Genomic DNA, 18,288 nt, shown 5'->3' with positions numbered 1-18,288 from the left:
AGGTATTCTTGGCAAGGTAAAGCGAAAATGGCCATACTCTACTGCACGGGAAAGCGGTTTAAACAGATCATTGCAGCCGGGGCTCACTGGGTGATGAAAAACCGTGACCAGCTCAATAAGATTAATGTGTTTCCGGTTCCTGACGGAGACACGGGAAGCAATATGTCGGCTACGCTTACCGCGGCTGTGAGAGAGATGGAGTTGCTCAAGGAAGATTTGCTCGAGCCTGTAGCTAAAGCGGCCGCCTGGGGTTCCCTGATGGGAGCGCGTGGAAATTCCGGTATCATTATGGCGCAGATACTGTCGGGTCTGGCAGAGAAGGTTCAGGGGCGAGACAGACTGAGTGCTGAAGACCTCGCTTTAGCTTTTGTGTGGGCGGGCGAGAAGGCGCGAAAAGCGATTTTGCATCCAGCGGAGGGCACAATCCTGACGGTGATTCGTGACACGGCACAAGCCGGGCAAGAAATCGCGGGAACTGAAAGAGACCTTGGTCGCCTTCTCGATGGGATGGTCGCGGAAGCCAGGTCTTCTGTGGAACGCACTCCTTTGCTTTTGCCGAAGCTTAAAGAGGCCGGTGTGGTCGACGCCGGAGGATTAGGATTTTTCTATTTTCTTGAAGGAATGCAACTCCTTGTTCAGGGAACGGCTCTAGCGGACTCAGTCGCTAACGGCGAGGGCTCATTGGCAGTCGCACCTCCTAAGGTCGATGACCATCGGTGGAATTTCAGATACTGCACGGAATTTATTCTGAAAGGGAGCCAGATATCCGAGGACGCCATCAAGAACTCCCTTGCTTCCATGGGTGATTCACTTGTGGTTGTGGGCGATACCCGCCTCGCGAGAGTTCATATCCATACCGGTCAACCCGAAGATGTACTCCAGTATGCTTCACGGTTAGGTCAGGTCTCATCGATCAAAGTCGATGATATGCTCGTACAGCACACGGCCCGTTTTCAGGACACCAGCAGGCAAAAACAGACCTCGGTTGTCGCCGTCACCCTTGGGGACGGGTTCAAGGAACTTTTTTACAACGCCGGCGCTGAACTGGTGGTGGACGGAGGACCCACGAGTAATCCCAGCATAGCAGACCTTGTGGCTGCTGTCGAGGCGGTAACGTCCTCCCACGTTGTCATCCTGCCTAACCATAAGAATGTGTATCCTGCGGCAGTTCAGGCGGCGCAAATGACCCCAAAAAACGTCACCGTCCTGAAGACCGCTTCGGCGGCGCACGGATTGTCGGCCATGCTTGCTTACATGGATGATGCCTCCGTTGAAGAGAACTTGAGCAGAATGGAGGAGGCCTTTGAGCGGATTAAGACCGGTGAGGTGGTGCAGGCGTCCCGCAGTGTGTTACAGGGAGGCGTAAAAGTGGAAGCGGGCGATTCCATCGGTATCTTCGGGGGAGCAATTCGAATCTCCTGCGCCGAACGGGAGGACGCCGCCCTCGGTCTCATTGCATCGATGATCGATCCGTCCGACGAGATCGTGACCCTTTACCACGGTGAATCGGTTCCGATAGAAGATGCCCAAGCCTTACAGTCTGCCGTGCAATGTCGGTATCAGGGAACTGAGATAGAACTCTATTATGGCGGGCAACCGTACTCCCACTATATTGTGTGCGTGGAGTAGGGGGATGACGTGAGGATCGTAACGGATAGCACAGCGGATTTGACGAAAGAACTCTATGATGAGCTTGACATTGAGATGGTCCCGCTCACCATTCAGTTGGGAGAAAGAAGATGGCGCGATTATCTCGACGTTAAGCCTGATGAATATTATGCCCTCCTGAGAACGTCAACAGATTTCCCCACGACCTCCCAACCTTCTCCACAAGATTTTATCGATGTCTATAGACCCATTGTGGAGAAGAACGAGCCCATACTTTCCATTCACATCTCCTCCGCTCTAAGCGGTACGTATCAATCCGCGTGCCTCGCGAAGAGCTACTTTCCTCAAGCGAGAATAGAGGTGGTTGATTCACGTCAGGCCTCCTTAGGGCTTGCCCTTATCCTTCACCTGTGCGCCGCGAATGTCCGCTCGGGGCATTCTTTTGAGGCCGTTGTTGAGCAAGCGGTGAGGCTCTCGAAGACAGTCGAAACATATTTCTCCGTTGATTCCCTCAGCTATTTGCAACGGGGAGGGCGTATCGGCAGGGCTCAGGCGTTTCTGGGGACCCTCATGAAGATCAAACCCATTTTGAAGGTTGTTGAGGGGGAGGTACATCCTATCGAGAAGATCCGAACGACCGAGCGGCTCATAGACCGTTATGTACGGCTTGTCGAAATGAAGGCCGCCGAAGGGTTGCCGGTGAGCGTTGTTGTGGCAGGTTCGGACAATACACATATCGTAACAGCCCTCGCTGAACGCCTGGTGCAGATCCCCAATGTACATGTTGTGCAACATTGCAAGATCGGCGGGGTCGTGGCGTCGCACACAGGCCCGGGGGTTCTCGGCATCGCCTTCGTGCATGATGACAATTGAGCAAGTACGAATCCGCCATCATTTCTCGCGTCTTTACACCTAGACCGTCTCTTTCCAAAAGTCAGCCCGCTGCCTTGTAACAATAATAAACCAACCGCACCTTGCGGCAAACGTACACCCTTTTCCTTCAATCAGCAAGATGAACCCTCGCGCTTATCACTTGACATAGCACCGGTTTCCAGCTAAAATGAACCATGCGTCACTAAATGTAATTGCATTCTATTTAGTGACGCATGGTTTCAAGGAGGTTCGACATATGGAGACGAAGAAGATCTCGCGTCGTGAACGTGAGAAGCTCTCCCATCGCAGTCAGATCCTTGGGGATGCCCTTTTACTTTTCACTGAAAAGGGATACCACAACGTGTCCATGCACGAGATTGCGGCAAAGGCCGAGTTCAGTATTGGTACACTCTACAAGTATTTCAAAAACAAGGAAGATCTTTATAGCGCATTGATAATCGATAAGGCTGAAGGTTTCTTTCAGGTCATCGATGAGGTCTTCTCCAGAAAGGACAGCGTCGAGAATATCATCAGGGAGTATGTGGCGGTCAAGACCGGAATCATCAAAGACAACCTTACTATCATACGGCTTCTGTTTACCGAGACTCGGGGGATACGTTTTAATGACGATACCGGTTTCTGCAAGGTGCTGAGGGAGATCCATCAAAAGGAGATGAAGAAGGTGGCCTCGTTAATAGCCAAAGGGATGCGTGCCAGGACATTCCGGAAGCTCGATCCGCATCGTCTGGCCGTGTCACTACTCGGTCTCATGGATGGGTTCATGTTTAACTGGCTCGAAGACCCGGACACACATCCGTACGCCACAAACGTCTCGTTTATCGTAGAGCTCTTCTTCGAAGGGTGCCTGGCCAGGGCCAAGTAGGGATGAAGAAAGAGACAGAAAAGGAGTAAGAGCTAAATTTGAGTTTAGAGGTGTCAAATGGGAATAGCGCATAATAGGACCAGGTTGGGGATTGCAGTGGGGCTCACATTAATCTGCCTGACGCTCGCCGGTTGCAGCAAATCCAAGGCGCCGCTTCAAGGCATCGCGCCCGAGGTAGCTGTGGTGGTGCTCAAGGCCGAGCGGGTACCGATCATCACTGAATTACCCGGAAGGACGTCGGCATTTCTCATTGCCGAAGTGAGGCCGCAGGTGAGCGGGGTTATTCAGAAACGTCTCTTCAATGAGGGAGACGATGTACAGTTCGGGCAGCCCCTATACCAGATCGATCCGGCGACCTACGAAGCAGCCTATGAGGGTGCCAAGGCCGCGCTTGCCAGGGCCGAAGCCAATGCGGTATCCGTTGCAAGCAGGGTGGGGCGCTACAAGGAACTGGTTGCGGTAAGTGCGGTCAGCAACCAGGAATATGACGACGCATTCGCCGCGCTCAAACAAGCGGAAGCAGAGATTGTGGGTCAGAAGGCGGCCGTGGAAAACGCCCGCATCAACCTTTCCTACACCAGGATCACCGCACCCATCGGCGGGCGTATCGGTAAATCCAACGTGACCGTGGGGGCATTGGCCACGGCGTACCAGGCCCCTGTTTTTACCACGATCCAGCAGCTCGACCCGATTTACGTGGATGCCACACAGTCGAGCGCAAATCTCCTGGAACTCAAGCGCAATATCGCGGCCGGCAGGATCAAGGGAGAGGGGCCTGATAGGGCGCAGGTGAAACTCGTGCTCGAAGACGGCACCGCTTACGCATGGGAAGGGACACTGAAATTCTCCGATATTACTGTGGATCCCAGCACGGGATCATTTATCCTGAGGATCGTCTTTCCGAACCCAAAGCACATCCTTCTTCCGGGCATGTACGTGCGGGCTCTTGTGCAGGAAGGAGTAGCCGAACAGGCAATTCTCGCCCCGCAGCAGGGTATCTCCCGCGATCCTAAGGGTAATCCGGTCGCGCTCATTGTAAATGACGAAGGCAAGGTGGAGCAACGAATGATCACGACGGATAGGGCCATCGGTGATAAATGGCTCGTCACTTCGGGGCTTAAACCGGGAGACCGACTGATTGTTGAGGGTTTGCAGAAGGTGCGTCCAGGCGTTCCGGTGAAGGTCGCATCCAACGATCGCAGCGAGAAGGGCGGTGCGAAAGCGGCTCAGTCAGGCGAGCCACCGATGCCAAAGGCAAAGTAAGGAGAAGAGGTCATGTTATCCAAATTCTTTCTCGATCGTCCTGTCTTCGCCTGGGTCATAGCCATCATTATCATGTTGACCGGCGTGCTTGCCATACACAATCTCCCTGTATCGCAGTATCCACCGATCGCGCCGCCTTCCATCTATATACAGGTCTATTATCCGGGGGCCTCGGCGGAGACCGTGGAAAACAGCGTCACCCAGGTCATCGAACAGAAGATGACCGGTCTCGACAAAATGATCTACCTTTCGGCTACGAGTGATTCGTCGGGCGGTACTCGAATCGAGCTGACATTTGCACCCGGCACAGACCCGGATCTGGCCTGGGCAAAGGTGCAGAATAAACTTCAGCTTGCCATGACGAGCTTGCCCGAAGTAGTCCAGCGTCAGGGAATCACCGTGGGCAAGGCCACGAGGAACTACCTCCTGGTAGCGGGACTCATATCCGAAGACGGCAGCATGGATGGCAACGATCTCAGGGACTACGCCCAGTCGAACCTTGAAAAGGTACTCTCACGGGTGCCCGGAGTGGGCGAGGTGGAGATGTTCGGCTCCCAGTATGCCATGCGCATATGGCTCAACCCCGACCGTCTTGTTGATTATAACCTGACCTTCGATGACGTTGCTCTTGCGCTCAAATCGTACAACGTGGAGGTCTCAGCGGGTCAGTTCGGCGGAACGCCCCCGGTCAAGGGCCAGCGTTTGAACGCCTCCATCATTGTACAGAGCCTGCTCAAGACGCCTGATGAGTTTGCCGCTATCCCGCTGCGCATCAATCCGGACGGCTCCGTGGTACGAATAAGGGACGTGGGGCGCGCCGAACTCGGGACCGACTCCTATGACGCGGATATCACGTATAACGGAAAGCCCGCTGCCGGTCTGGCGATCAGACAGATGGCAGGCGCCAACGCCCTGGACACGGCCGACGCAGTCAAGGCAAAATTGCAGGAAATGAGCCGGTACTTCCCCTCCGGCATGAAGGTGGTCTATCCCTACGATACCACGCCTTTTGTCAAGGTTGCCATCAATGAGGTGGTCAAGACCCTGCTCGAGGCCATCGTCCTCGTCTTTCTGATCATGTGGCTTTTTATGGGTAACATCCGGGCCACGTTTATTCCTACGATAGCGGTGCCGGTGGTGCTCCTCGGAACGTTTGCCGTCATGTCGTTTTTTGGTTTCTCGATCAACATGCTCACCATGTTTGCCATGGTGCTCTCCATAGGCCTGCTTGTGGATGATGCAATCGTGGTCGTGGAGAACGTGGAACGTATCATGAGCGAGGAGGGGATTTCCCCCAAAGAAGCCACGGCAAAATCGATGAGGCAGATCACGAGCGCACTTGTCGGCATAGGCCTTGTGCTCTCGGCTGTTTTCGGCCCCATGGCCTTCTTCGGAGGCTCAACGGGTGTTATCTATCGTCAGTTTTCCGTGACGCTTATCGCTTCTATGCTCCTCTCCGTGGTTGTCGCATTGATCTTGACGCCGGTCCTATGCGCCTCGCTTCTCACGCCGGTTAGGGCGGGCCATGAACCTGCAGAGAACGCCGCACTCATTTTGCGGCCGTTTTTTCTGTGGTTTGATCGTACATTCTTCCGGACCAGAGACCGATACACAAAGGCGGTGGAACGATCGTTTTCAAGAAAGCTGCGCTACGCCGTCGTCTACATTTTAATCGTGGCTGTCGTCGGTGTTCTCTTTGTTCGTATGCCCACGGGTTATGTCCCTGACGAGGACCAGGGTACGCTGCTCGCCCAGGTAATGCTGCCCACAGGCTCCACCAGAGAACAGACCGACGCAGTGGTCGATGAGGTGCGGCAATACTTCCAGGAAAACGAAAAAGATGCCGTGGCATCATGCATGGCCATATCGGGTATGGGTTTTTCCGGTGTGGCGCAAAATAACGGCATGCTCTTCGTCATGCTCAAGGATTGGAAGCTTCGCGACAGGTCGAATTTGAGGGCCAAGGCGGTAGCAGAGCGGGCCATGAGGGCCTTCTCGCGTATCCGCACAAGCATCGTCTACGTGTTTCCGCCTCCTGCGATCATCGAGCTCGGTATTGCCACGGGGTTTGACTTTCAGTTGCTTGACCGTGGGGGACTTGGTCACGACAAGCTGATGGCAGCCCGAAACCAGCTCCTTGGCATGGCGGCTAAAGACCCGCGGCTCACCAAGGTAAGGCCCAACGGCCTGGAAGACGTGCCCCAGTATCGGGTCGATCTTGACTGGGGAAAGGCAGGTTCCCTTGGGGTTCCCATAGCCTCGGCGGATAGTACTATTTCAGAGGCCTTTGGGGGCGCCTACGTGAATAATTTTGTTCAGGGAGGTCGGATCAAAAGGGTCTATATTCAGGCCGATGCGCCATACCGTATGTTGCCCCACGACATTGACCGGCTTTACGTCCGTAACAGCTCGGGAAAGATGGTGCCCTTTTCAGCCCTTGCCGGGGGCCGCTGGGCCTCGGGATCTCCCCGGCTCGAACGCTTCAACGGGTTCCCGTCGATGAATATCCAGGGAGAGGCGGCGCCGGGAAAGAGCACAGGACAGGCCATGAGAGCCATGGAAGATATCGTTGCAAAACTACCTCAGGGTATCGGTTTTGATTGGACGGGACTGTCCTATCAGGAGCGCATGGCCGCCTCTCAGGGACCTCTGCTCTACACTTTTTCGATCATAGTGATCTTCCTCTGCCTCGCTGCGCTCTACGAAAGCTGGTCTATCCCTATCTCGATCTTGCTCGTCCTGCCGCTCGGCGTATTTGGTGCGGCGATTGCCACATGGGGCCGGGGCATGTTTAACGACGTTTACTTTCAAATCGGGTTTCTCACCACGCTCGGTCTTACCACTAAGAATGCCATCCTGATTGTCCAATTTGCCAAAGAGCAGTTAGCACAGGGGGCGTCCCTAGTCGAGGCCACTGTTCAGGCAGCAAAGCTGCGATTCAGGCCCATCATCATGACGTCGCTCGCCTTCTTCTTTGGGGTACTACCGCTTGCTATCGCAACGGGCGCGGGAGCAGGTGCCATGAAAGCGATTGGTACCACCGTGGCCGGCGGGATGCTCACGGCCACACTTATCGCTATCTTTTACATTCCCCTGTTCTTTCTCGTCGTATCACGTGTGTTTGAGAAAAGACAAGAGGGGCTCAGCCCCGGTAACAACCCCGATTCTACGCCTGTCGGGGAAAATAAACCTGACGGCCTGATTACTTGAGAGGGATAATGGTCATGATAAGAAAGCATGTATTAATTCTCTTTGCCGCCTTTTTCCTTGCGGCCTGCACGTTGGCCCCCGTTTACAAGCGTCCGGCGGCACCCACCCCTTCGGATTGGCCTAAGGGGGCGGCCTACAAAGAGGAGAGGACAGGGGCTAAAGCTCCCATGGCTTACGAGATAAGCTGGCAGGAATACTTTCGTGATGAGCACCTTCGGGAAATCATCGCCACGGCGCTTAAGAACAACCGGGATCTGCGCATAGCCGCTTTAAACGTGGAAGTGGCGAGTGCCATCTACGGGGTTCAGCGCGCCTCCCTTTTGCCCACGGTGGATGCGTCTGCTACGAGGAGTAAGGGGCGTGTGCCCGCCGATGCAAACGCATCGCAACCTGGAACCACGGTAATCACCGATTTCTACAGCGTTAATCTGGGCATTCTTTCCTGGGAGGTTGACCTTTTCGGTCGTCTTCGGAGTCTGAAAGACAAGGCGCTTGAGGAGTATCTTGCCACAGATTATGTTCGACGCGGTGCGCAGATTTCGCTGGTATCGGAGGTTGCCACAGCGTATCTCATGCTCGCCGCGGATAAGGAAAACCTCAGACTGACCCGTTCGACTCTTGCCGCCCAGCAGTCCACCTACGATCTGATCCGACGACGCTTCGACGTGGGCCTTGCCACCGAACTCGATCTTAACCGGGCTCAAACTCAGGTGGATGCAGCCCGGGCAAGCCTTGCCCTGTATACACAGCTCGTCGCCACCGACAAGAACACCCTTGACCTCCTTGCCGGTACACCTGTTCCCGACGAGATCACGCCTGTAGACCTCAAAGGCATTGCACCCCTCGGCGATATATCCGCAGGCGCTCCTTCCGAGACACTCTTGCACCGTCCCGATATTCTGGCCGCGGAACACGAACTCAAGGCGGTCAACGCAAACATCGGTGCTGCGCGGGCCGCGTTCTTCCCGAGTATTTTCCTGACCACTACAGTTGGTACGGAAAGCTTCGAGCTTTCCCGTCTCTTCAAGGCCGACTCCTCGGCCTGGACCTTTCAGCCTCAGGCGATTATGCCGATTTTTGACGCCCGCTTGTGGTCGTCGCTTAAGGGTATCAAGGTGCAAAGGGAGATTGCCGTGGCTCAGTATGAGAAGGCAATCCAGGTTGCTTTCAAGGAAGTGGCAGACGCCCTGGCTGAGCGGGGTACGGTGGGGGATCAATTGGCGGCGCAGGAGTCACTCGTTCACACCTCGGAAGAGGCCTATCGTTTGAGCGATATACGCTATTCAACGGGAATCGACAGCTATTTGAGCGTGCTCGATGCGCAGCGCTCTCTCTATGCAGCCGAGCAGGGGCTCATCACGATCCGCCTCGCCAGACTAATCAATATGGTAATGCTCTACAAAGTACTCGGGGGCGGTGATAATCTTGGCCCCCGGACATCGCCCTGAAACTTAAGTTCTCTGTTGGCCTTCGGAATCCCTGCGGGCACGTTGCAGCGGGTAGGGCGTGGAACGCGAAATAGTGCTTGCAAATAAAGGCCGGGGGCATTAAGCTATTCTTGCACACAGTCGTGCCAACCCCTCAAAGCTCGCGAGGGTTTTATAATCACCGGACACCGCAGTTCAATACCGTTTTATGCCCTGGTGACCTCTGTTTGAATTCTCAGAGGTCTTCTCGGCAAATGAGGGCAATATTATGAAAAGAAGGTTACTCGTTATCAAGCAAGTAGAGGACGAAGGACCCGGATTAATAGAGAGAGTTTTTGTGGCAAACGGATGGGATGTTCAAATCGTTGAACTTATCCGGGGCGAGAGCCTGCCCCTTGATTTCGATCATGTCGGGGCCGTGGTGATTCTCGGGGGGCCCATGAACGTATACGAAGAGGAAGCCTATAAATTCTTGCGCCAGGAAGAACAGTACATCAGGCGTGCCCTCATCGAGGAGATTCCCCTGCTGGGCATTTGTTTAGGCGCACAGCTTCTCGCTAAAACCTGCGGGGCACGGGTGAAAAAGGCGGTGCGCAAAGAGATTGGCTGGTTCAGCGTGAAAAAGACCACAGAGGGGAAAATTGATGCGCTGCTCGGCAAAAACCCTGAGTATCTGCAGGTTTTTCAATGGCATGAAGATACGTTTGATATACCCGAGGGAGCGGTCCTTCTTGCCACCGGTGATGACTGCAGGAATCAGGCTTTTCGCGTGGGTCAGAATGCCTACGGTCTTCAGTTTCATATAGAAGTGACCGAAGCCATGATCAAGAGTTGGATTCAGTCAGACCACGGGATTTTGAGAAAGACAATCTTGCGAGACACGAAAATTGTCAAGAAACGATACAAGAAAGAGGCAGACCGGATTATTTCGAATTTCGTGGGTATCGCGGAGACGTCTTTGAAACTCAGAAACGTGATCGAGCTTTTCACTGACGAGCCAAAGGAAGCGAAGAGAAAGGTGCCCGTTGCGAGGGGGAAGCGAAAAAGGCCCGTACCGCCTTGAGCCAAGGATGGTAAAGATTCTGCCTGTTATTTCGAGCGCGGTAAATCTATTGACAGACAGTCGGCTGGGTGGTATATTTTACGCTGCGACGGCCCGATGACGTGTCGTCCATAAAGTACGCTGACTATGACAGGGGCGTCTTAAATGACGCCCTTTTTTTGTAAGGTAAGAAACGATAGTTTAGAGCATTGACTATCGGCAATTTATGGGAGTTGAAAGGTCAAAAGACATGGATCAGAGAACTGCGGGACTCAACTTTGCTATCTTCTTTTGTCAGCAGATCGACGGCAAGCAGGATACGAACAGGCGTGCCCTTGAGAAAGAACTGGGTTCACGGATCAGGTTCTTCCCGTTGCCCTGCAGCGGGCGGATCGAGCCGCTTCACCTTTTGCGCGCTCTGGAATCGGGCGCCGATAAGGTCTACATTGTGACGTGCGCTGAAGGGGCCTGTCGTTACCGGGAAGGGAACACACGGGCGAAGAAACGTCTCACCTTTGCCCAGGGCCTGATCCAGGAGATCGGACTCGAATTAGAACGTCTCGAACTGATCCATCTTGCGCCGGGAACAAAAACAACCATTGACGAACTCGCACGGGGACTTATTGCACGGGAAGCCCTGATCGGTCCTTCACCTCTGGCCCGATAAACAAAGGAACGAAGATGGCCCCGACAATGTTGTTACCGGAGGGGATGGACGATGAGCCCCAAAAATTCAAGGAGTAAGGCATGATTACCGCGGAAAGAAAACCTTTATCGGAGATCAAGGAAATGATTGCGCCGTACCGAAAGATCCTTATCGCTGGATGCGGCAGTTGCGTGGCTGAGTGCGCCGCAGGCGGAGAGAAGGAAGTAGGGCTTATTGCTTCGGCGCTTAGGATGGATGCAAAGAAGGAAGGCCGCGATCTCAAAATCAAAGAGATTACGCTCGACCGCCAGTGTGTCTACGAATTTATCGACCAGTTGACGGACTTGATCGACGTGTACGACGCGGTGCTCTCGCTTGGGTGCGGCGCCGGCGTGCAGGCAGTGGCTGAGGTCTTCCCGCAGGCCATCATCCTGCCTGCTCTTAACACGACCTTCATCGGTGAGACCAAAGAGGCAGGGGTCTGGGTTGAGAATTGCCGCGCATGTGGCGACTGCAAACTCGCTTATTTCGCCGCGGTCTGTCCTGTTACCCGGTGTTCCAAGGGCCTATTCAACGGGCCTTGCGGCGGGTCCAAGGACGGGAAATGTGAAGTCGACCCCGATACGCCCTGCGCGTGGCAGCTCATCGTGGAACGCCTTGACGAGAGAGGGCAGCTCGATCATCTAAAGAAGGTGTACCCGCCCGCGGACTGGTCAAAACAGCAGGGCAAAGGACCCAGGAAAATCGTAAGGGAGGACCAGACAACATGAAAGCCGGAAGTCGTCTGAAAAGGATTTTGCACAAAGGTCATTTCGCCGTCACCGCTGAGTGCGGTCCCCCCAAGGGTGCAGACCCTAAAGCCATTCAAAAAAAGGGCAAACTCCTGAAAGGCTTTGTGGACGGCGTCAATGTAACGGACAACCAGACCGGCGTAGTGCGTCTCTCGAGTCTCGCTTCCTGCGTGCTCCTCGGTAAGATAGGTCTCGATCCGGTGCTCCAGATGGTGACCCGCGATCGAAACCGTATCGCGCTTCAGTCCGATATCCTCGGCGCTTCCGCTCTTGGTATCCGTAACATCCTTTGCCTCACCGGAGACCACCAGTCTTTTGGCAATCAGCCGCAGGCAAAAGGCGTGTTTGATATTGACTCGGTTCAGCTTGTGCACCTCGTCCGACAGATGCGAGATGAGGGCCTCATTCTCGGCGGAGAAAAACTTTCTACGCCACCCGATCTTTTCGTCGGGGCCGTCGAAAACCCATTTGCAGACCCTTTTAAATACCGGGTCATCCGCCTTGAGAAAAAGGTCGATGCAGGGGCCGAGTTCATTCAGACCCAATGCATCTACAACCTTAACCGGTTCGGAGAGTGGATGGGCCAGGTGAGAGACCGGGGTCTTGACAAGAAGGTTTACATACTGGGCGGTATCACCCCGTTGAAGTCGGCCCGTATGGCTGAATATATGAATACACAGGTCGCCGGTATGGACGTGCCTCAAGAAGTGATTAGCCGCATGAAAGGGGTCGCCCAGGGCGAACAGCGCAAGGAAGGGCTGAAAATTGCCGTGGAGACGATTCAGGCGCTCAAGGAAATCGAAGGTGTCCACGGCGTCCATATCATGGCGATTGAGTGGGAAGACGCGGTGCCTGAGATCGTCGAAGAGGCCGGCCTCACGCCGAGACCGGACGTGTAAGAGGAGTAGAAACATGCCCCTGAAATACCACATAACCACGAAGCAGACGGACAACAGGTTTCCCGCCATCACAAAATCCGGTGTGATCGCCTGGGAGGAAGGCTGTTTAAAATGTCCCCGCTGCGTAAAAAAGGATTGCGTGTATAAGGTATACGAAAAGCGCGCTCTGGATACACGGCAGATGATCGATTCACTCGATAGTATCTGCAAGGACTGTTTCAGATGCGTACAGAACTGTCCCAACCGGCTTATCCAGAAGGGGCTTAATCCGCTATATAAAGCGCTCGGGGATAGCTACTGGACGCCGGAAGTCATTTCCGGTCTCTACTTCCAGGCTGAAAGCGGCCGCATCCCCGTGTCCGGGGCCGGTTACGGTGGTCCGTTTTCCGGTGCAGGTTTTGACGCCATGTGGACCGACATGTCAGAGATCGTTCGTCCCACAAGAGACGGTATCCACGGCCGTGAGTATATCAGCACTACCGTGGATATAGGCCGTAAACTCATGGCCCTCGCATTTGATGCAGAGGGCAATATGTCATCGTCGCTCGCACCTCCGCCGCTCGTCGAGATACCGCTCCCTATTATCTTTGATATCCTGCCCTGGTCACCGCCCGCCAAACGGATCAAGCTTGCCTTGCTGGAGGCAGCCCGCGCCCTTGGCACATTTGTCGTGATCAGACAGTCCGAATTCGATCAGGAAATGGAGAAATACCTTTCCCATATCATCTTCTTCGTGGATGGCGATCCCAAGGCCCTTAAAAAGGGACTTGTTGAGAGGCTTTCGCTCGTCGAGATACCCGATAGCAGGCAGGTTATGACGCTTCAGAAGAGCTTGAAGCAGACGAACCCCCGCCTTGTTGTTCTTATCAGATTGGAGCTTACACCTCGAGCGTCTGAACGGGTGATCCATCTTGCCGGGGAGGGCGCTGAAGCGCTCCATCTTTCCTGTGACGAATACGGCATGGAGAAGGGCGAAAAACCTTTGTTTATCAAGGATCGGATCAAGGAGATACACCTTGCGCTTGTGGATAAGGGCGTGAGGGATGAGATAACCCTTATTGGCGGTGGCGGCGTTGCCATGGCCGAGCACACGGCGAAGCTCATCATTTGCGGTGCCGATGCCCTCACAGTAGACATTCCGCTCCTCGTGGCCATGGAGTGCAGGGTTTGCCGCCGTTGCAAACAAGGCGTGGCCTGCCCTGTTGAACTCGAAGGCGTGGACCCTGCCTGGGGCGCTCAGAGAATCGAGAACCTCATTGCAGGCTGGCATAGCCAGCTCCTTGAGATCATGGGCGCCATGGGCATAAGGGAGGTGCGCCGTTTGCGTGGAGAAATGGGCCGGGCCATGTTTTTTGAGGACCTTGAAAAAGAGATTTTCGCTGTCATGGGGAAAAGAGGTTAGCCGATGCCACACAATCGAAACAGTGAAGGATTTGTTTTTCCCGAGACAAGAGAAGCGCCAAGCCGCTTCCGTAATGCCCTCGGCAAATATCGCGTGAGCATAAGCAAGGCCTGCAATAACTGCGGACTCTGTCTTGAGCTCTGCCCGTATGGCGTTTACAAGAAGGGCACCAAACGGCCGAAGGCCGCATCGGACCATCTCTGCCTTGGATTCCCCTGCAGCAAGAATACGTTCTACTGCGTAGACAGATGTCCCCAGAAAGCGATCTCGCTCACACTCAACCCTTCTTATGAGGTCCTGGGTGACAGACGCTGGCCGGCCGATCTGTTGGCCGGTACCTGGCACATGGCCGCCACAGGCGAAATACCGCATCAAGGCCTTAACTACAAAACCGGCGACTCGGGAGGCGGTTTCGACAAACTGCGTTTCGTCTTTCCCAAGGCCAAAGACAATGGGATGAGCGAACACGAGATTTCTACGGCCATTGAACTCAATCGGTCTTCCGATTCCCGTCCCCGCATCACGATACCGGTGCCTTTCTACCTGGGCGGCATGTCCTTCGGCTCAGTGAGCATCGTTACCATGCTTTCCAGGGTGAGGGCGGCAACGGCGCTCGGCACCTTTTGTTGCACGGGAGAAGGCGGTTATCCGGAAGAATTGATACCCTACGACGACCACATCATTACACAGGTGGCCACAGGCCTTTTCGGCGTGAGAGAAGAAACCATCAAACGGGTCCGCATCGTCGAATTCAAATACGCCCAGGGTGCGAAACCCGGCCTTGGCGGGCATCTTCTCGGCGACAAGGTAACGCCCCGCGTGGCGGCCATGCGTGAGGCCGTGACGGGAAGCGCCCTGTTCTCGCCATTTCCCTTTCACAGCGTCTATTCCGTAGAAGACCACAAGAAACACGTGGACTGGATCAAAGAGACAAACCCCAAAGCCCTCGTATCGGTTAAGGTATCGACACCCACCGACGTGGACATGGTGGCCGTGGGAAGCTACTACGCAGGAGCGCACATTGTGCAGCTTGACGGCAGTTACGGCGGCACCGGCGCTGCCCCCGACATCGCGAAAAAGAACATTGCCATGCCCATCGAATATGCCCTTCCCAAGGTTCATAAATTCCTCCTGGCCGAAGGCATACGTGACAACATTACGATCATCGCGAGCGGCGGCATCCGCTCCGCCTATGATATGGCAAAAGCCATCGCCATGGGCGCAAACGGGGTATGTCTCGGCACAGCGGACATGGTGGCCCTCGAATGTATCCGTTGCCATCACTGCGAATCCGGGCGAGGATGCGCGAGAGGTATCGCCACGACCGACGAAGAGCTGACGAACCTTATGGAGCGTGAATGGGCCACACAAAGGATCATCAACATGTATTTGACCTGGCGCAAACAGCTCGTTCAGATCCTCAAGCGTTTCGGCATGAAAAGCGTAACCGAACTGACAGGGCGCTTAGATCTTCTCGCCCATCTTGATTACATCAAAGAGGGGGAAGTCGAGGGAGAGCTGGATTTATGAGACCAGGAGCCGATTACGAGGTTTGCCATGAGTAAGAAGTATTTCACACAAGACATCATTCGGAGCCGCGATGCCCTGGCGCAGGCGGCAAAGGGAATAAAAAGAGAAGGCATAGAGGCGGAAGAAGGTGGCTGCGGCGTCACGGGTTTTGCGTGTAGTATACCGGTGAGCGGCAAGCACATTTTCGAGCCTTCGGTCCAGATGCACAATCGAGGCAATGGCAAAGGCGGGGGCCTCGCCGCCGTGGGGCTGAGTCCCACAAAACTCGGCGTGGACCAGAAGACCCTGGACGAAGATTTCCTTTTGCAGGTCGCGCTTCTCGATGAAACGGCCCTGCCCGAGGTGGAGGCGAGATTTATCAAACCCGTCTTCAAGATCGATCACGAGGCCTTTATCGACACGGTTGATGACTACCGTGACATCAAAGGGCTCGAGGTGAAGCCTCCTCAGGTGAAACGGTATTTTGTCCGGGTCAAGCCGGAAGCACTCGCTCATTTTCAGAAAGAGCGCCATCTAGAGGCACTCCCCCGTTTTAAGGCCGAAGAGGAATGCGTCTACCAGAACACCTATCAACTGAACCTGGCGCTCTATAGTGCGCTTGGCGACAAGAAGGCCTTTGTGCTCTCTCACGGCAGAAACATGATGATCTTGAAGATCGTGGGCTACGCCGAACAGGTGGCACAGTACTATCAGCTTGAGAACTTCGATGCCCATATCTGGATCGCACACCAGCGCTACCCTACCAAAGGTCGTGTTTGGCACCCCGGCGGGGCCCACCCGTTCATCGGCCTCGACGAAGCCTTGGTTCACAATGGCGATTTCGCCAATTACTATTCCGTATCGGAATATCTGCGTCAACGCAACGTGTATCCACTCTTTCTCACCGATACGGAGGTCTCTGTCCAGGTTTTCGACCTCTTAAACAGGGTGTACGGCTATCCTCTTGAATACATCATCGAAGCCCTGGCTCCGACAAGCGAGATGGATTTCGACCATCTCCCCGAAGACAAACAGCGCATCTACCGGCAGATACAGGCCGCGCACATTCACGGCTCCCCGGACGGACCCTGGTTCTTCATTATCGCCCGTTCCGACGTGAAGAACAAACAGTTCCAGCTCATCGGTATCACCGATACGGCAATGCTGAGACCCCAGGTATTCGCGTTGCAGAAAGGGGACATAGAGATCGGCCTCATCTGTTCGGAGAAGCAGGCCATCGATGCGACCCTTGAAAGTCTGGCCAAAGAAGATGCCCGTTTCGGCACTATTGCCGACCAGTATTGGAACGCCCGCGGTGGAAGCTACACGGACGGTGGCGCCTTCATATTCTCCGTTAAGGAATCGGCCCCCGGAGTCATGGGTCTTAACTGTTCGGATAAGTTCGGTCGGGTTATTGACGTGCCCAAGGACCAGACGCCCCTCGATTTCACCGTATCCCTGGGCCGGCGTCCGACCTGTCACGTAGACCATCTCAAGAATATCGTGAGGGAGTTGTCCCACAATAATATCGGAAAACTTTTTTCAGACCTCTGCGACTATCTTCCCAAATGGGACTATGCCCGTTTTTACACATATCTCGATCTCCTGCTGGCTCTTGCCGAGGAAGACGATCTCAAGGGATCGGTCATCAGTCTTCTCACCCTAATTCTCGATCGGCGTCTCCCTCTGGGCGACAAGCGACGTCGCTCAATCCTTCAGATGGTCTCGATGACGCTCGATGCTATCTTCCGGGGAATCCCCCTTATCACCGATACGGGGACGGTGCTGTACGGACGCCGGATCGACTTCGCGAACCGCAAAGGGCTTCGCGGTCCCGAAGGTAACGAAAAGGTGTTGGTTGCCGATGCGGGGCTCTTTGAGCCCGAGGGCGACGACTCTTTCGCACGGCTTATCTCGGAGGCCTACAGGCTTGGCTGGAGACAATTCGTCTGTTTCGGCCATCGGGGGCAGCGTTTCCTCGGATGCGGTTTCGGCCCTGACTCGCAGGGGGTGCGGATCGACGCGTATGGCTCAACCGGTGACTATCTTGCTTCAGGTATAGATGGTCTCGAACTCTATGTACACGGCAACGCCCAGGATCAGCTCGGCCAGATCATGAAATCAGGCAAGCTTGTGGTCTACGGCGATGTGGGACAGACTTTTATGTATGGCGCCAAGGGCGGCGAAGTCTATATCATGGGAAACGCGGCGGGCCGTCCGCTCATCAACGCCGTGGGTAAGCCGAGGGTCGTGATTAACGGCACGGCGCTCGATTTTCTCGCCGAGTCATTCATGGCCGGAGACCCATACAACGGCGGCGGCTTTGTGATTCTCAACGGGCTTGCCTTCGACAAGAACAACAAGGTCGACCCTCTGGAAACGCCCTACCCGGGATCGAATCTTTTCTCCCTCGCATCCGGTGGCGCGATCTTTGTGCGCGATCCTTACAAGAAGATCGTCACTGAACAGTTGAACGGCGGGGAAATATTGCCCTTCACAAAACGCGACTGGGGGCTGATCCTTCCCTATTTGCAGGAAAACGAGCGTCTCTTCGGTATCTCAATCGACGAGCATCTTCTGACCGTCGGCGGAAAGAAAATGAAGCCGGAAGAGGTGTTTAGGACCATAGGCGCTGTGAAGGTGTCGGTTTTGACGAGTGCGAGTAAGGCTATGGCGATGAATGAGGAGTGGGAGGAAGAAGACTAGCGCGATGAATTAATGATTGAGGCGCTCCT

Annotated in this window: 13 protein-coding genes; all 13 read left to right on the top strand. The window is 54.7% G+C overall.

The features are described from left to right. The first annotated feature begins 27 nt into the window (after positions 1–27). The 13 genes from VMT62_15300 (at position 28) to VMT62_15240 (ending at position 18,259) form a co-directional block, all read left to right on the top strand. Positions 28–1,629 carry a DAK2 domain-containing protein gene (locus VMT62_15300; protein HVN97795.1) on the top strand — a complete coding sequence of 534 codons (1,602 nt, stop codon included), beginning with the start codon at positions 28–30 and terminating at the stop codon, positions 1,627–1,629. A 9-nt stretch (positions 1,630–1,638) separates the two neighbouring features. Further along, on the top strand, positions 1,639–2,481 hold the full coding sequence (locus VMT62_15295) for a DegV family protein (GenBank protein ID HVN97794.1): 843 nt from the start codon (positions 1,639–1,641) through the stop codon (positions 2,479–2,481). A 256-nt stretch (positions 2,482–2,737) separates the two neighbouring features. Further along, positions 2,738–3,364 (top strand): TetR/AcrR family transcriptional regulator, encoded by a 627-nt coding sequence (locus VMT62_15290; GenBank protein HVN97793.1) that lies wholly within the window; start codon positions 2,738–2,740, stop codon positions 3,362–3,364. Positions 3,365–3,421: 57 nt separating this feature from the next. Continuing rightward, positions 3,422–4,627, top strand: a complete 1,206-nt coding sequence (locus VMT62_15285) for an efflux RND transporter periplasmic adaptor subunit (protein HVN97792.1) — start codon at positions 3,422–3,424, stop codon at positions 4,625–4,627. A 12-nt stretch (positions 4,628–4,639) separates the two neighbouring features. Continuing rightward, complete coding sequence (locus VMT62_15280) at positions 4,640–7,837, top strand: efflux RND transporter permease subunit (protein ID HVN97791.1); 3,198 nt, start codon at positions 4,640–4,642, stop codon at positions 7,835–7,837. A gap of 14 nt (positions 7,838–7,851) precedes the next feature. Continuing rightward, complete coding sequence (locus VMT62_15275) at positions 7,852–9,285, top strand: efflux transporter outer membrane subunit (GenBank protein HVN97790.1); 1,434 nt, start codon at positions 7,852–7,854, stop codon at positions 9,283–9,285. 247 nt (positions 9,286–9,532) lie between these two features. Continuing rightward, positions 9,533–10,327 (top strand): type 1 glutamine amidotransferase, encoded by a 795-nt coding sequence (locus VMT62_15270; protein HVN97789.1) that lies wholly within the window; start codon positions 9,533–9,535, stop codon positions 10,325–10,327. Positions 10,328–10,556: 229 nt separating this feature from the next. Then, entirely contained in the window at positions 10,557–10,973 is a 417-nt protein-coding gene (locus tag VMT62_15265) for a hydrogenase iron-sulfur subunit (protein ID HVN97788.1), read from the top strand. An 80-nt stretch (positions 10,974–11,053) separates the two neighbouring features. Continuing rightward, on the top strand, positions 11,054–11,722 hold the full coding sequence (locus tag VMT62_15260; GenBank protein HVN97787.1) for a methylenetetrahydrofolate reductase C-terminal domain-containing protein: 669 nt from the start codon (positions 11,054–11,056) through the stop codon (positions 11,720–11,722). Continuing rightward, a complete protein-coding gene (locus VMT62_15255; protein HVN97786.1) occupies positions 11,719–12,642 on the top strand; it encodes a methylenetetrahydrofolate reductase in 924 nt (307 codons plus the stop codon). Before VMT62_15260 ends, VMT62_15255 begins: the two co-directional genes overlap by 4 nt. A gap of 13 nt (positions 12,643–12,655) precedes the next feature. Next, entirely contained in the window at positions 12,656–14,044 is a 1,389-nt protein-coding gene (locus VMT62_15250) for a glutamate synthase-related protein (GenBank protein HVN97785.1), read from the top strand. 3 nt (positions 14,045–14,047) lie between these two features. Continuing rightward, on the top strand, positions 14,048–15,574 hold the full coding sequence (locus tag VMT62_15245) for a glutamate synthase-related protein (protein HVN97784.1): 1,527 nt from the start codon (positions 14,048–14,050) through the stop codon (positions 15,572–15,574). Positions 15,575–15,601: 27 nt separating this feature from the next. Further along, positions 15,602–18,259, top strand: coding sequence for a hypothetical protein (locus VMT62_15240; protein ID HVN97783.1), 2,658 nt, complete (start codon positions 15,602–15,604; stop codon positions 18,257–18,259). The last annotated feature ends 29 nt before the right edge of the window (positions 18,260–18,288 follow it).

Source organism: Syntrophorhabdaceae bacterium, from assembly GCA_035541755.1.
Classification (GTDB): domain Bacteria; phylum Desulfobacterota; class Syntrophorhabdia; order Syntrophorhabdales; family Syntrophorhabdaceae; genus PNOF01.
The sequence above is the reverse complement of the archived record's forward strand: the minus strand, read 5'-3'. Positions and strand labels throughout refer to the sequence as shown.